The organism is Mycolicibacterium celeriflavum (assembly GCF_010731795.1).
Taxonomy (GTDB): domain Bacteria; phylum Actinomycetota; class Actinomycetes; order Mycobacteriales; family Mycobacteriaceae; genus Mycobacterium; species Mycobacterium celeriflavum.
The window spans coordinates 819775-833830 of the sequence record NZ_AP022591.1 but is presented as its reverse complement, the minus strand read 5'-3'; the positions used below and the strand labels follow the sequence as shown (position 1 = coordinate 833830).

Sequence of the window (14056 nt, the reverse complement as noted above, 5' to 3'; positions counted from 1 at the left end):
GCCGTTGAGCAAGCTCGACGTCGCGGCCGCTGCTGCGATGCGCAAGGTACTGCGCCGGGTGCTGGTCCGCGACGGACGGTCGGCGGTGATGGTGACCCACGACTTGCTCGACGTCGTGACGCTAGCCGATCGCGTGTTAGTGCTCGATTCCGGTCATGTTGTCGAAAGTGGTTCTGCTGCAACTGTTCTGGCGACTCCGCGCAGCGGGTTCGGCGCGCGGCTGGCGGGAGTGAACCTGGTTCGCGGTACGGCGGGCGACAGCGGCGTGCTGACCACCCGGTGGGGCGCCGCCTGGTACGGAACCGCCGGCGCGGACGTGACGGCGGAAGGTTCGGCGGTGGCGCTGTTTCACCCGGCGGCCGTCGCGGTGTACCGCGAGCGACCGCACGGCAGCCCCCGCAACACCGTTGAAGTGACCGTCGCGGAGGTCGACGGCCGCGGGCCCGTGATCCGGGTGCGGGCCGAGGAACAACCCGATGGCGGCCCCGGGATCGCTGCCGACATCACGGCGGACTCTGCGGCCGAACTGCGCCTGGCGCCGGGCGAACGAGCGTACTTCTCGGTGAAGGCGCAGGAGGTTTCCATCCACCCGGCCCCGTAACGGACATCTGGGCCGGTGCGAAAAACGAGTCAGACGACCGTCGACCTCCGGCGGCGAACGCGGTTCGACAAGCCCGCGCCACGCGTGGGGTCACTGTCGTGTCAGCAATTCCCATTCGTCGAGCCTTGCATGATGTTTCCCGTTCTCAGCAATCTCTCAATTGAACACTTTTTGAGCAATACGCACTTGCGTCACGGCGGTAACACGGTAGTTTCTTCTGCATGGATCAGCCGGACGCGATTTCACTCCCTCGCAGGGGCCTCTCCAAGACACTGGCGGTCGCGGCGCTGACCGGCGCCACCGCCGTGGCGCTAGCGCTGCCAACGGTGGCGCAGGCGCAGCCCGAGCCGACGCCCCCGCAACCGCCGCCGCCCGGCAACACGTTCTTGCAGGGGCCCCCGCCGCCACCGCCGCCACCGCCCGGCGCACCCGCGCCCGCTCCGCCGCCGGGTGCACCCGCGCCCGCTCCGGCACCAGGAGCACCTGCGCCGCCACCCGCTCCCGGTGCGCCCGCACCCGGCCCCGCGACTCCCGGTGCGCCCGCGCCGGCGCCTGGCGATCCGAATGCGCCCGCCCCACCACCCGGTGACCCCGGGCGCGTCGAAGCGCCCGCAGGCGGGCTGAGCTACGTCGTGCCTGCGGGTTGGAAGGTGTCGGACGCATCGCAGCTGTCCTATGGGCAGGCGCTTCTGACCAAGATCGCACCCGAAGGCGCCGAGCCGCCCAATGACACCAGCATTCTGCTCGGCCGACTCGACCTGAAGCTCTTCGCAGGCGCCGAGACCGACAACGCGAAGGCCGCACAGCGGTTGGCGTCCGATATGGGCGAGTTCTTCATGCCGTTCCCCGGCACGCGGATCAACCAGGAGACCTTCGAACTCAACGCAGACGGTATGCCGGGCGTCGCCTCGTACTACGAGGTGAAGTTCACCGACACCAACAAGCCGAACGGCCAGATCTGGGCCGGTGTCGTCGGCAATCCGGTCGAGCCGGGAACGCCGCGCGGGGAGCGCGCGCCTGAGCGTTGGTTCGTCGTCTGGCTCGGCACGGCGAACAACCCTGTGCCGAAGGAAGAAGCGGTGACGCTGGCCAACTCGATTCGGCCGTACACCGGGCCGCCGGCGCCGGCGGATCCGAACGCGCCGCCGCCACCTCCGGCAGATCCGAACGCCCCGCCGCCTCCGCCACCCGCGGATCCGAACGCTCCGCCGCCTCCGCCGGATCCGAATGCGCCCCCGCCCGATCCGAATGCGCCTGCGCCGCGGCCCGGCGTCGGGGTGGCCGTTCCGGTCGCACCGCAGAACGCACCGGGGATGCTGCCTCCGCCCTGACGGAGTCAAGGCTTCCGCCACGGCATCAAGCCGCGGCGGAAGCCGAATTCCTCAGTGGGCGTGCGGCCGTCAGGGCCCAACCCGCGGTGGGTTCGCGGTGGCGACGTTCACGATGACGCAGTTCGTGCCGCCGAAGCCCATCGCGCCTGCGGTTTGACACCGTTCGAAGTTTCCGTCGGCGTTGACCGGGCCGTCGCAGATCGTCCCGCCGCCCCACGGCGTCCAACCTCCCTGGCATCCCGCGTTGGCCGGGGCGGCGAATGCGATGCCGCCGGCTGCCAGCGCGCCGACCGCCAATGCAACAAGTGTTCTCATCTCACCCTCTCCCTTCCCAGTCCACCGTTGTCTCCAGGTTATGCCGTTGTCATGACCGAGGAATCGGGGTTTTCCCCACCGCTTCGAGAGTCAACAGCGTTTACCACATTTGTCTGGCGCACCGCCGCGGTCGTTAGCGTCGTTCGCTGAGAGTGAAGATGCTCGATCCTGGGCTGGTGCACTCGTGATCGGTCGGGCGACGATGAGGTATGGCGACCTCGACCATGACCGCGTGGCAGGTTCGACGACCGGGGCCGGTGAGCACTCGGCCACTCGAGCGGGCACGGGTGGAGGTGCCGCGACCGATGCCCGGCGAACTCCTGATCGCAGTGCGGGCATGTGGCGTGTGCCGCACCGACCTTCACGTCGCCGAAGGCGACCTGCCCGTGCATCGCCGACAAGTCATCCCGGGCCATGAGGTGGTCGGCGAAGTGGTCGAGGTGGGCCACGGCGTCAGAGCCGAGTTCGCCGTCGGCGACCGCGTCGGCATCGCATGGCTGCGGCACACCTGCGGGCGATGCCGGTATTGCATCAGAGGCGCCGAGAATCTGTGCCCCGAGTCCCGCTACACCGGCTGGGACGCCGACGGGGGATACGCCGAATTCGCTACTGTGCCAGCGGCATACGCGCATCCGCTGCCGGCCGGCTACTCCGACACCGAACTGGCGCCGCTGCTGTGTGCCGGCATCATCGGCTATCGCGCGCTCATGCGCGCCGACCTGCCGCCCGGCGGACGGTTGGGAATCTACGGGTTCGGTGGCAGCGCGCACCTGACCGCCCAAGTGGCGATCGCGCAGGGCGCCGAAGTGCACGTGATGACCCGCGGGGAGGCCGCCCGCGCGTTGGCGCTGTCCCTGGGCGCCGCCTCGGCTCAGGGCGCGACGGACCGCCCGCCCATCGCGCTCGACGCCGCGATCCTGTTCGCACCCGTCGGGGATCTCGTGCCGTCCGCGCTCGAAGCGCTCGATCGCGGCGGCACGCTGGCCATCGCCGGCATCCACCTCTCCGACATTCCGGTGCTGAACTATCAGCGCCACCTCTTCCAGGAGCGCCAACTGCGATCGGTCACCGCAAACACGCGAGCCGACGCCCGCGCCTTTCTGGCCTTCGCCGGTGAACACCGCATCGAAGTGACAAACCCGCAGTACCCGCTCGATCGGGCCGATGAGGCGCTGCGCGATCTCGCCTCGGGCCGTGTTTCCGGAGCGGCGGTGCTGATCGTCTAGAGTTCCGGCGCGGCGGCCGACGTCAGGCCGACAGGTGCCACACCAGCGCGGCAGCCAGGGCGCCGAGCCCGTTGAGCGACCAGTGCAGCGCGATCGGCGCGATCAGGCTGCCGCTGCGACGCCGCAGCCAGGTGAACACGAACCCCGCGACCGCGGTGGCGGCCACCGCCAACGTCACGCCCGCGACGGTACCCATCACCCCGCCGCCGAAGATGCGGGTGAAGCCGACGTTACTGCTGGTCAAACCCAGCGAGGTGGCGATATGCCAAAGGCCGAACAACAGCGAGCCCGCCGCCGCGACACCGCGGAAACCCCAGGCGCGGTTCAACGCGCCGTGCAGCACCCCCCGAAAGGCCAACTCCTCGGGGATCACGGTCTGCAGGGGAATGATCACCATCGACGCGATCAACGCGCCGGAGATCGTGGCGTAGTTGTTGTTCATGAACATCGGTCGCGTCCACGGCAGCAGCGCGCCGATCGCGATCACCGACAGCACCACCCCGACGGCCGCCAGCGCGTAGCCGGCCCCAGACCTCCAGTGTTCGCGGCTCAGGCCGAGTTCGGCCCAGCCCAGCCCGCGGGACCGGACAAGCACCAGCAACCCGACCGCGGCCGCGGGAACCGTCGCCACGCTGGCCCACGGAGTGGTGAAATGCGCGATCAGGTTGGTCAACGCCAGCACCACCACGACCACCGCGATATCGACGTAGGCGCGGACGTGATGCAGCGCGGACAGCTGTTCGACCAGCGGATGCGGACGCTCGGCTAGCACGGCTTGGTCGGACACGAAGATCCAGTCTAGCGGTCGTTCTCGCTGAGCGAATCCTGCGAGAGCGAGGGGGCGCGGTAGTCGGGGTCCCAGGTCCACTCCGAGATCGCCGGATCGTCCTCTCCGTGCTCACGGGTGTAGCGCCGGGCCGCCAGGCGGGCGTCGGCCATTTCCTGACGCAAACCGGCCGCGCTGCTGCCCAGCCCGTCGACGCGGTCGATGACGTCCATGACGAGGTGGAACCTGTCGAGGTCGTTGAGCATCACCATGTCGAACGGCGTCGTCGTGGTACCACGCTCCTTGTAGCCGCGCACATGCAGTTGGTCGTGGTTGGCGTGGCGGTAGGTCAGCCGGTGGATCAGCCACGGGTAGCCGTGGTAGGCGAAGATGACCGGCTTGTCCGTGGTGAAGATGGAATCGAACTCCCGATCGGACAGTCCGTGTGGATGTTCGGAGTCGGGCTGCAACCGCATGATGTCGACGACGTTGACCACCCGGACCTTCAGCTCGGGCAATCGCCGGCGCAGGATGTCGGCGGCGGCCACCGTTTCCAGGGTCGGGATGTCACCGGCGCACGCGAGCACCACGTCCGGATCCCCGCTGCCGCTGCTCGCCCACTCCCAGATTCCGAGCCCCCGGGTGCAGTGCGCGATCGCGGAGTCCATGTCCAGATAGGTCAGCGCCGGTTGCTTACCGGCGACGATCACGTTGACGTAGTGCCGGCTGCGCAGGCAGTGGTCGGCCACCGACAACAGCGTGTTGGCATCGGGCGGCAGGTAGACGCGCACGACCTCTGGCCGCTTGTTGGCGACATGGTCGATGAAACCGGGGTCCTGGTGCGAGGCGCCGTTGTGGTCCTGGCGCCAGACATGCGATGTCAGAAGGTAATTCAGCGACGCGATCGGGCGCCGCCACGACAGCTCCCGGCTGCTGGAGAGCCATTTGGCGTGCTGGTTGAGCATCGAGTCGATGATGTGGACGAACGCCTCGTAGCAGTTGAAGAGCCCGTGCCTGCCGGTCAACAGGTAACCCTCGAGCCAGCCCTGGCAGAGGTGCTCGGACAACACCTCCATCACCCGGCCCTCCGGCCCGAGATTCTCGTCGTCGGGCCAGATTTCGGCCTGCCACGCCTTGTCGGTCGCCTCGAGGGTGGCCGACAGCCGGTTCGATGCGGTCTCGTCGGGTCCCATCAACCGGAACCGGTCGGCGTTGCGGGCGATGACGTCACGCAGGAACGTGCCGAGCACCCGTGTGGCCTCGGCCGACTCGGAGGCGGGCTGATCGACCGCCACCGCGTAATCGGCGAACGCGGGCAGGTCGAGATCCCTGAGCAGCAGCCCGCCGTTGGCGTGCGGGTTGGCGCTCATCCGCCGCTGCCCTTTCGGCGCGATCGCACGCAGTTCCGGCCGCAGCGCACCGTCGTCGCCGAACAGGTCCTCGGGTCGGTAGCTGCGGAGCCAATCCTCAAGCTGCGCACGGTGTTCGGGATTGGTGTGGGTGCCCGACAGCGGCACCTGATGCGACCGCCAGGTGCCTTCGACCTTCTTGCCGTCGACCTCTCGCGGACCGGTCCAGCCCTTCGGAGTCCGTAACACGATCATCGGCCACAGCGGGCGGCCGGCCTCACCATCCAGGCGGGCGGCCCGCTGGATCGCAGCGATCTGGTCGAACGCCTCGTCGAGCGCGGTGGCCAATTGCTGGTGCACGTTGGCCGGGTCAGCAGAATCCGGGCCTGCCACTGTGATGGGCCGGTAGCCGTAGCCGAACAGCAGCGACTCGAGTTCCTCCTGCGGGATGCGCGCGAGCACCGTCGGATTGGCGATCTTGTATCCGTTCAGGTGCAGGATGGGCAGCACGGCACCGTCGGTGACGGGGTTGAGGAACTTGTTCGAATGCCAGCTCGCCGCCAGCGGGCCGGTTTCGGCCTCACCGTCGCCGATCACACAGGCCACCACCAGATCGGGGTTGTCGAACGCCGCGCCGTACGCGTGCACCAGCGCATAGCCGAGCTCGCCGCCCTCGTGGATCGACCCTGGCGTCTCCGACGCCACGTGACTGGGGATGCCGCCGGGGAAGGAGAACTGCCGGAACAACTTTCGCAGACCTTCGGTGTCCTCGGAGATGCCCGAGTACACCTCGCTGTAGGTGCCTTCCAGGTAAGCGTTCGCGACCAGGCCGGGGCCGCCGTGCCCCGGTCCGGTGATGTAGATGACGTTGGCGTCGCGGTTGCGGATGATGCGGTTCAAGTGCGCGTAGACGAGGTTGAGCCCTGGCGTGGTACCCCAGTGGCCGAGCAGCCGGGGCTTGACGTGCTGCGGCGCGAGCGGCTCCCGCAGCAACGGATTGTCCAGCAGGTAGATCTGTCCGACGGACAGATAGTTCGCCGCGCGCCAGTACGCGTCGATCAGCGAGAGTTCATCGTCGGACAACGTAGGGGACAGTGCCTGGGCGGTCATCTAACTCATCATCGTCGTGGCTTGTGAACAACGCGTGTGGTCCTGGTACCCACTGCACCAGAACCTACGCATTAGCCTGTCGAGCGTGTTGGGATTCGCGGTGCCGCAGTATGGCGGATCCGCGCGCGCCGACCTGGCCCGGTTCGCCAAGACGGTCGAAGACCTCGGCGCGGACAGCCTATGGGTCGGGGACCGGCTCATCACAGCTGTCCAGCCCAGCGTCGGTTACGCGGGTTCCGACACCATTCCCGAGCAGTTCCGCACCGGACTGGATCCGTTCGTCGCGCTGGCGGTGGCGGCCGCCGTCACCAGCCGGGTCCGGTTGGGCAGCAGCGTTTTCGTCGCACCGTGGTATCCGCCGGTGCAGCTGGGCCGCCAACTGACCGCCCTCGACGTGGTCAGTAATGGGCGGCTGCTGCCCGGCTTCGGCATCGGCTGGTCGCCCGAGGAGTTCCAGGCGGCGGGCGCGCCGTTCCGCCGCCGCGGTGCGCAATTGGACGAGCTGCTCGATGCGCTGCACGCCCTGTGGACGACGAATCCGGTGGCTCACGACGGCGAGCGCTGGTCGATCCCGCCGTCGTGGGTCGACCTCAAGCCGGTGCAACAGCCGCCGCCCATCTACCTCGCCTCGTTCACAGCGGCCGGCCTGAGGCGGATCGGCGCGCGCGGCGACGGATGGCTGCCCGCGGTCAACGTGCCCGGCGGGGTGTTCCCGGAGATGCTCGACCGCCAGCGCCGCATCATCGACGACGCCGCCCGCGCGGCTGGCCGCGATCCGTCGGCCATCCACACCTACCTTCGTGTCAACGTCGCCGAGGGCACGCCGATCGAGCGCGTCGCCGAGGCGGTGCGGACGCTCGCCGCCGCCGGCTACCCCGACGCGTTCGTCGACCTGATGTACGTGGCCGCCGACACCGACGAGCACCTGCGCTGGGCCGAACGGCTGCTGGCCGCATGAGCGAGCCACTGCTGGCATCCGTGCGGGTGCTCGATCTGGGCGGTGCTGAATCCGACGCGGTGTGCCGGCTGTTCGCCGACCTCGGCGCCGACGTGCTGAAGATCGAACCGCCGGAGGGGAGCGACGCGCGCCACGCGCTGCCGGCCGTCGCCGGGACGAGTGTGCGGTTCGCGGTGGACAACGCGAACAAGCGCTGCGCGGTCCTCGATCCCGCCGAACCCGGCGACCACCGGCGCCTGCTCGATCTGGCGAGCACCGCCGACATCGTCGTCGACAGCGGAAACCCGCGCGGCGCTGCTCGATTCGGAACGTCGTGCGCCGAGCTGGCGCGACGGTTCGACCATCTCGTGGCGCTGTCGGTCACCGACTTCGGCACCGCAGGCCCGTACGCGGCGTGGCGGGCCACCGACCCGGTGCTCTATGCGCTGTCGACCGCGCTGTCGCGCACCGGACCGACCTCCGGGACTCCGGTGCTGCCGCCCATCGGGCTGGCATCGGGCACGGCCGCAGTGCAGGCGGCGTGGGCGGCGCTGGCCGCCTACTACCGCCGGTTACGCGACGGCACAGGCGATTACATCGACTTCTCGCGATTCGAGGGCGTGCTGCAGTCGCTCGATCCGCCGTTCGGGTCGGAGGGGCAAGCCGCCGTCGGCCTCAAGAAGACCACCGAGATCTGGCGCGGCAGGCCGCGTAACCAGAACATCTACCCAATCTTCGCCTGCACGGACGGACATGTGCGGGTCTGCCTGCTCTCCGCGCGCCAGTGGCGCGGAATGCGCGCCTGGCTGGGCGAACCGGAGCAGTTCGCCGATCCGAAATTCGACACGATCGCCGCGCGGTACGCGGCCTCGCGGGAACTCAACGCGTTGATCGCCGACTTCTTCGCACCGCAGACGATGGATGCCCTGGTGGCGGAGGGGCAGGTGCGGGGAGTGCCGCTCGCCGCGGTACTGACACCGGCGGAGGCGTTGGCCTCCGAGCACCTGCGCGTCGTGGGCGCGTTGACCGCAGCGGAATTCGCGCCCGGAGCTCAGGTCGACGCGCCCGCGGGGCCGTTCGTCGTCGACGGACACCACACCGGGGTGAGGTGGCTGGCCCGGTCTCCCGGGGCCGACGAACCTCGTTGGGCCGGTCAGCCATCGCACGCGCCGCGCGCAGAGGCGGCGGTGAGCCAGCGCCCGTTCGACGGGATGCGGATCCTCGACCTCGGCGTCATCGTCGCCGGGGGCGAACTGGGCCGGTTGTTCGCCGACCTCGGTGCCGAGGTGATCAAGATCGAGAGCGCCGCCTATCCAGACGGGCTGCGGCAGACCCCGCCTGGTCAGGTGATGAGCAGATCATGGGCGTTGACCCACCGCAACGAGCAGAGCCTGGGCATCGACCTGCGCACCCCCGCGGGCGCCGACTTGTTCGCCCGCTTGGTTGCCGATGCCGACGCGGTGCTTGCCAACTTCCGGCCGGGAACACTTGCCGCGCTTGGGTTCTCATACGACCGTCTGCGAGAGCTGAACCCCAGCATCGTGCTCGCCGAGAGCAGCGCCTTCGGCTCGACGGGGCCGTGGAGCGCGCGGATGGGTTACGGGCCGCTGGTGCGCGCGACGACGGGGATCACCTCGCTGTGGACGTCGGCCGACGGCGGATTCTACGACGCGACGACGGTTTTCCCCGACCATGTGGCCGCGCGGATCACCGCGATCGCGGCACTGGCAGCGCTGATCCGGCGCGACCGCACCGGGGGACCCGCGCACGTACACGTCTCACAAGCCGAGGCCGCGGTGAACCAGTTGGCGACGCGTTATGTCACCGAAGCGGCGCGCGCGGCACAACTGCCGGTGGTCGACGACGCTGCCGTGCACGGCGTGTACCCGTGCACGGGCGACGACGAATGGTGCGTGATCTCGCTCCGGACCGATGCCGACCGCGAAGCGTTGACCTCTCTCACCGACGGCCTCGACATCGCCGAGTGGACCCGCGCCCGGGACAAGACGGCGGTGGCGCACGCGCTGCAGGAGGCGGGGATCCCCGCAGCGCCGATGAACCGCGCCGTCGATGTGCCCGCCGACCCGCAGGTACGTTCACGAAACGTGTTCGCCGCCATGGGGCATCCGCTGTTCGAGGAGCCCATGCTCACTGAGACCGGGCCCGCGCCGTACACCAACATTCCGCCCGCGGAGATGCGGCCGGCGCCGATGCCGGGGGAGCACACGCGCCAGATCTGCCGGCAGATCCTCGGCATGACCGACGAGGAAACCGACCGGCTCATCGCCGACGGCGCGCTCTTCGCCTACCAAGGAAGGCCGTGATGGACCCGAGGACACCGGTGTTGGCCGGCTACGGACAACTGAACCAGCGCGACGAGAACCCCGACGCGGAGCCGATCGACCTGATGGTCGCGGCCGCGCGCGCCGCCGCCGATCCGCGGGTGCTCGAAGCCGTCGACTCGGTGCGCGTCGTCAGCCTGCTGTCCTGGCGGTACCGTGATCCGGGACTGCTTCTGGCGCAACGGATCAAAGCCGACTTTGCCACCACACGTTACACCGGAGTCGGCGGCAACACACCGCAGTCACTGGTCAATGAGGCGTGCCGGGACATCCAGAACGGCCGCGTCGACGTCGTCCTGATCGCCGGCGCGGAAACCTGGCGCTCCCGAACCCGGTTGCGGGCCAAGGGCATCAAGCCCCAATGGACTCGCCAGGACGAGTCGGTTCCGATGGCCGAAGGCGCCGACGACGGGGTACCGATGGCCGGACCCGCCGAGATCCGGATCCACCTGGACCGACCGGCCTATGTCTACCCGATGTTCGAGCAGGCTTTGCGGATCGCAGCGGGCGAGTCCAGCGAGGAGCACCGACGTCGGATCGGCGAACTGTGGGCGCAGTTCAGTGCGGTGGCCGCGACCAATCCGCACGCCTGGAGCCGAGACCCGGTGCCGGCGGAGCAGATCTGGCAGGCCGGTCCGGACAACCGGATGATCAGTTGGCCGTACCCGAAGCTGATGAACTCCAACAACATGGTCGACCAGGCGGCGGCGCTCGTCCTCACCTCGGCCGAGAAGGCGGCTCATCTGCAGATTCCCAGGGACCGCTGGATTTTTCCGCACTCGGGCACCGACGCGCACGACACCTACGCGATCGGGGAGCGCGCAGAGTTCTACACCTCGCCTGCCATCCGGATCGCGGGTCGGCGCGCCTTGCAACTGGCAGGGCTGGGCATCGACGACGTCGAGCTTGTCGACCTCTACTCGTGCTTTCCGTCGGCGGTGCAGGTGGCCGCCAACGAACTCGGGCTGCCGATCGGGGACACCGCCAGACCGCTCACGGTCACCGGCGGGCTCACCTTCGCCGGCGGCCCGTGGAACAACTACGTCACCCACTCGATCGCCACCATGGCCGAGCGGCTGGCCACCCGTCCCGGCCAGCGAGGCCTGATCACCGCGAACGGCGGTTACCTCACCAAGCACAGTTTCGGCGTCTACAGCGCCGAACCGCCTGCGCACGAGTTCCGCTGGGAAGACGTGCAATCGGAGGTCGATCGCGAGCCGACCCGCGCCGGGCTGGTGGAGTGGTCCGGGGCTGGCACGGTGGAAACCTGGACGACGCCGTTCAGCCGGGAAGGCTCGCCGGAGAAGGCATTCCTCGCGGTGCGCACGCCCGAGGGCTCGCGCGTGCTGGCCGTCGTCACCGACCCGGCGGAGGCAGCGGCCACGGTCGCCGATGACATCGCCGGCGCCAAGGTCAAGGTCGACGCGGACGGTACCGCCACGATGCTCTAGGGTGCGTTCGCCGGCACCTCGGCGTACTGCGGCTTGAATCCTTCTGGGGCGAACGTGAAGCCCCGCCCGGTCGCCTCGCTCATACATGAGACGCCGGCTTCCTGCACATTGCAGCGAAACCCGGCGGCCGCCAGAATTCGGTTGAACCCGAGCACCTTTGCGTTCTCGAGGACGAATTCCGGCTGCTCCAGCGCGACGAACCGCGGCTGGGCGTCGCGCTCGACGATGATCGCGTTCGGCGTCGTCTGCTCGCCGTCGGCGTTGGGTACCGTTTCCGGTTCGCCGGTGATGTTCAGGCTCGACCGCCACGATGTCGCCGACTGGCAGCCGGCCTTGTCGCGCGGCACGATCGCACACGCCCAGCGTCCGCTCGGGGTGGTGAAGTAGTAAGCGGCCTTGCCTGCCGGATGGGCGACGTAGTCGAACGCGTTGACCAGGTGCCTGCTGTTCGGCGCTGGGAGAGGTGTGCTGGTGGTCGACGTCGGCGGGGAAGCCACGCGCGGCTCGTCGGTGGTCACGATCCGCTCACCCGAACAACCCACCGCAAGGACCGCGACGGCCGAGATCAGACATAGGACACGCATTTCGGTTCTCAAGCGTGCCGGAACGCGATTCCGGCGCTCGACGCGGGGGTGCCCTCGGCTCGTCAGTCGGTCACCATGGCTCGAAGCGTCTGCGCATTGCGCACCGCGTGGCCGCCCAGGTCGTTGTTGAAATACACCAGGACACGTCTGCCTTCCCGGTCCCACGCCAGGATCCGCTCCGCCCAGCGCCGGAGCTCGTCGTCGGGATAGGAGCCCGCGTACATCGAATCCTGGTCGGGGCCGTGCATCCTGATGTACACCAGCTCACTGGTCGCCAGCGGAACGCAGCGCAGCCGCGCACCGCTCATGATGACGTACGCGGCTCCGTGACGTGCCAACGTCTCGTACACCGCCGGGTCGTCCCAGGAGGGATGCCGCAGCTCCATCGCCACCGGGATCCGATCGGGCATCAGCTTCAAGAAGTACTCCAGGCGGGCGTCGTCGCGTTCCAACTCCGGATGCAGTTGCACCAGCAGCGCCTCGCTGCGGTCGCCCAGCAGGGTCCAGCACCGGTCGAACCGCTCGATCCACGGCTCCGGCTCCCGCAGCCGCCGGTAGTGCGTCAGCCCGCGTTGGGCCTTGACCGACATCGTGAAGCCTTCGGGCAGTCGTTGGCGCCACCCGGCGAACGCCGAGTCCTTCGGCCACCGGTAGAAGCTGGCGTTCAGTTCGACGGTGTCGAACTCCTCGACGTAGCGGGCAAGTCGCTTGGCCACCGGTGTACCGGCGGGGTACAGCACGTCGGTCCAATGGTCATACGACCAGCCCGACGTGCCGATCCGGATCATGTCGCCTCATTCACGTGCCGACACGGTGTCGCGTAACTCGTCGTCGAGCGACACCCTGACCAGCGCCGCGGCGAGTTTCGCGTTCCTACGCGGGGCCAGCGCGGCGAGTTCCTCGGTCCCGGCTGGCAATCCGAGCTTTTTGGCTGCCGAGACGGCCCGCTTGTCGAAGTACGGCCGGACCCAGGTCCAGACGTCCTGGACCTCGCGCAGGAAGATGTCCGCGCCGGTGTCGCCGATGCCCTTGAACTGCTTCAACAACCGCGTCAAAGCCGTCACGTCGTGGCTGCTGGCCTCCGCGAGCTTGCGCAGATCCCCGCCGTACTCGTCGACGACGGTGGAGGCGATGTCGGTCAGCCGGGTTGCCGAGCTTTCGTCGTACCGGACGTAGTGGGCGCGCCCGAACGCATGGATCATCGCGGTGCGGTCTGCTTCGAGGGCGGCCTTGGGTGTGCGGATGCCCGCGCTGAACAGCTCGTGCGCGGCCGCCACAGCGATCGAGGCGTCGATCGGCTTGCTGGCCAGCATGCACAGGGTCAGCAGCTGAAAGAGCGGCATGGGTCTGTCCGCCAGCCGGATACCCGCCTCCTGCGCATAGGTGGTGCCCGCATGTCTCAGCAGGTTCGCTACCAACTTCTTGCGTGCCGCGGCCTCCATCTCGGCTGACGTACCCCTGCTATTTCGGCGGCAAACTTCTGGCGTAGTCGAGTCCGCGGCCCACCCAGGACTGCAGCTGGCGTTTGGTCCGGATCCCGTCGTCGGACACCCGCAGCCATCCTCGGGTTTCCCTACCCGCCATCACCATTGGTGCGACGTGGTCACGCGACAGCAGCTTCGAGGTGTCGTCGGGTGGCACCCGCACCATCAGGCCGCCCTGGCCGCTGGCCGCCACCGCCATGTTGCCGTTGATCAGGAACGCCAACCCGCCGAACATCGGCTTCTCCTCGACTCCACGGACGCCGCTGAGGAGTTCTCGGATGCGGTCGGCCAGGTCCTCGTCGTAGGCCATGAGACGACGTTAGCGTCAGCCCCCGACAATTACTCGCCGCCCGCGCTGACCGTCCAGGAGCCCACCCGGTTGTACGCGGAGTCGTAGACGTCCTGCCTATCTCCGGGTTCGAGGTCATCGAGGTCTTTCATCGCCCCGTCCCAGTACCGCAGGATCCTGCCCAGCTCACTGCGGGCGTCGGCGTCGTCGGGCAGGTTCACATCGAGTACGAATCTCACCGTCGCTTTGTACCCGCATTGCCTTGTTTTTG

Annotated in this window: 14 protein-coding genes; 6 read left to right on the top strand and 8 right to left on the bottom strand. The window is 68.7% G+C overall.

Annotated elements, in window-relative coordinates:
- Nucleotides 1–37 precede the first annotated feature (37 nt).
- Both G6N18_RS24870 and G6N18_RS03930 read left to right on the top strand, forming a co-directional pair.
- Nucleotides 38–601, top strand: coding sequence for a TOBE domain-containing protein (locus G6N18_RS24870; protein WP_407663573.1), 564 nt, complete (start codon nt 38–40; stop codon nt 599–601).
- Nucleotides 602–822: 221 nt separating this feature from the next.
- Complete coding sequence (locus tag G6N18_RS03930; protein WP_083002605.1) at nt 823–1932, top strand: APA family fibronectin-binding glycoprotein; 1110 nt, start codon at nt 823–825, stop codon at nt 1930–1932.
- A 69-nt stretch (nt 1933–2001) separates the two neighbouring features.
- Here G6N18_RS03930 and G6N18_RS03925 read toward each other — a convergent pair whose 3' ends face one another.
- Entirely contained in the window at nt 2002–2247 is a 246-nt protein-coding gene (locus G6N18_RS03925) for a CDGP domain-containing protein (RefSeq protein ID WP_067214399.1), read from the bottom strand.
- Between the two features lie 209 nt (nt 2248–2456).
- On the opposite strand from G6N18_RS03925, the gene G6N18_RS03920 reads away from it, so the two are divergent.
- Nucleotides 2457–3473 (top strand): zinc-binding alcohol dehydrogenase family protein, encoded by a 1017-nt coding sequence (locus G6N18_RS03920; protein ID WP_083002608.1) that lies wholly within the window; start codon nt 2457–2459, stop codon nt 3471–3473.
- 22 nt (nt 3474–3495) lie between these two features.
- Here the strand turns inward: G6N18_RS03920 and G6N18_RS03915 are convergent, their stop codons facing one another.
- A complete protein-coding gene (locus G6N18_RS03915) occupies nt 3496–4260 on the bottom strand; it encodes a CPBP family intramembrane glutamic endopeptidase (RefSeq protein ID WP_067214397.1) in 765 nt (254 codons plus the stop codon).
- A gap of 11 nt (nt 4261–4271) precedes the next feature.
- Complete coding sequence (locus G6N18_RS03910; protein WP_083002611.1) at nt 4272–6698, bottom strand: phosphoketolase family protein; 2427 nt, start codon at nt 6696–6698, stop codon at nt 4272–4274.
- An 85-nt stretch (nt 6699–6783) separates the two neighbouring features.
- On the opposite strand from G6N18_RS03910, the gene G6N18_RS03905 reads away from it, so the two are divergent.
- Genes G6N18_RS03905 through G6N18_RS03895 form a run of 3 tightly spaced genes read left to right on the top strand, consistent with a single transcriptional unit; the run spans nt 6784 to nt 11428 of the window.
- The gene (locus G6N18_RS03905; RefSeq protein WP_083002614.1) at nt 6784–7656 is read left to right on the top strand and encodes a TIGR03619 family F420-dependent LLM class oxidoreductase; all 873 of its coding nucleotides are present in this window, start codon (nt 6784–6786) and stop codon (nt 7654–7656) included.
- Nucleotides 7653–9959 carry a CoA transferase gene (locus G6N18_RS03900; RefSeq protein WP_083002617.1) on the top strand — a complete coding sequence of 769 codons (2307 nt, stop codon included), beginning with the start codon at nt 7653–7655 and terminating at the stop codon, nt 9957–9959. The genes G6N18_RS03905 and G6N18_RS03900 overlap by 4 nt, the downstream gene beginning before the upstream one ends.
- The gene (locus G6N18_RS03895) at nt 9959–11428 is read left to right on the top strand and encodes an acetyl-CoA acetyltransferase (protein ID WP_083002621.1); all 1470 of its coding nucleotides are present in this window, start codon (nt 9959–9961) and stop codon (nt 11426–11428) included. Before G6N18_RS03900 ends, G6N18_RS03895 begins: the two co-directional genes overlap by 1 nt.
- Here G6N18_RS03895 and G6N18_RS03890 read toward each other — a convergent pair.
- The 5 genes from G6N18_RS03890 to G6N18_RS03870 form a co-directional block, all read right to left on the bottom strand.
- Nucleotides 11425–11946, bottom strand: a complete 522-nt coding sequence (locus G6N18_RS03890) for a hypothetical protein (RefSeq protein ID WP_308215050.1) — start codon at nt 11944–11946, stop codon at nt 11425–11427. The two genes, G6N18_RS03895 and G6N18_RS03890, sit on opposite strands and share 4 nt — an antisense overlap.
- 128 nt (nt 11947–12074) lie before the next feature.
- Nucleotides 12075–12800, bottom strand: coding sequence for a DUF72 domain-containing protein (locus G6N18_RS03885; RefSeq protein WP_083002624.1), 726 nt, complete (start codon nt 12798–12800; stop codon nt 12075–12077).
- 6 nt (nt 12801–12806) lie between these two features.
- Entirely contained in the window at nt 12807–13454 is a 648-nt protein-coding gene (locus G6N18_RS03880) for an endonuclease (protein ID WP_083002628.1), read from the bottom strand.
- Nucleotides 13455–13473: 19 nt separating this feature from the next.
- Complete coding sequence (locus tag G6N18_RS03875) at nt 13474–13806, bottom strand: TfoX/Sxy family protein (RefSeq protein WP_083002631.1); 333 nt, start codon at nt 13804–13806, stop codon at nt 13474–13476.
- A gap of 29 nt (nt 13807–13835) precedes the next feature.
- Nucleotides 13836–14024 carry a hypothetical protein gene (locus G6N18_RS03870; RefSeq protein WP_083002634.1) on the bottom strand — a complete coding sequence of 63 codons (189 nt, stop codon included), beginning with the start codon at nt 14022–14024 and terminating at the stop codon, nt 13836–13838.
- Nucleotides 14025–14056: the final 32 nt, after the last annotated feature.

Bases quoted from the DNA above. Each gene is read 5' to 3' on its own strand.
- G6N18_RS24870 (WP_407663573.1), top strand. From the start codon at position 38: ATGCGCAAGGTACTGCGCCGGGTGCTGGTCCGCGACGGACGGTCGGCG.
- G6N18_RS03930 (WP_083002605.1), top strand. From the start codon at position 823: ATGGATCAGCCGGACGCGATTTCACTCCCTCGCAGGGGCCTCTCCAAG.
- G6N18_RS03925 (WP_067214399.1), bottom strand. From the start codon at position 2,247: ATGAGAACACTTGTTGCATTGGCGGTCGGCGCGCTGGCAGCCGGCGGC.
- G6N18_RS03920 (WP_083002608.1), top strand. From the start codon at position 2,457: ATGGCGACCTCGACCATGACCGCGTGGCAGGTTCGACGACCGGGGCCG.
- G6N18_RS03910 (WP_083002611.1), bottom strand. From the start codon at position 6,698: ATGACCGCCCAGGCACTGTCCCCTACGTTGTCCGACGATGAACTCTCG.
- G6N18_RS03900 (WP_083002617.1), top strand. From the start codon at position 7,653: ATGAGCGAGCCACTGCTGGCATCCGTGCGGGTGCTCGATCTGGGCGGT.
- G6N18_RS03895 (WP_083002621.1), top strand. From the start codon at position 9,959: ATGGACCCGAGGACACCGGTGTTGGCCGGCTACGGACAACTGAACCAG.
- G6N18_RS03885 (WP_083002624.1), bottom strand. From the start codon at position 12,800: ATGATCCGGATCGGCACGTCGGGCTGGTCGTATGACCATTGGACCGAC.
- G6N18_RS03880 (WP_083002628.1), bottom strand. From the start codon at position 13,454: ATGGAGGCCGCGGCACGCAAGAAGTTGGTAGCGAACCTGCTGAGACAT.
- G6N18_RS03875 (WP_083002631.1), bottom strand. From the start codon at position 13,806: ATGGCCTACGACGAGGACCTGGCCGACCGCATCCGAGAACTCCTCAGC.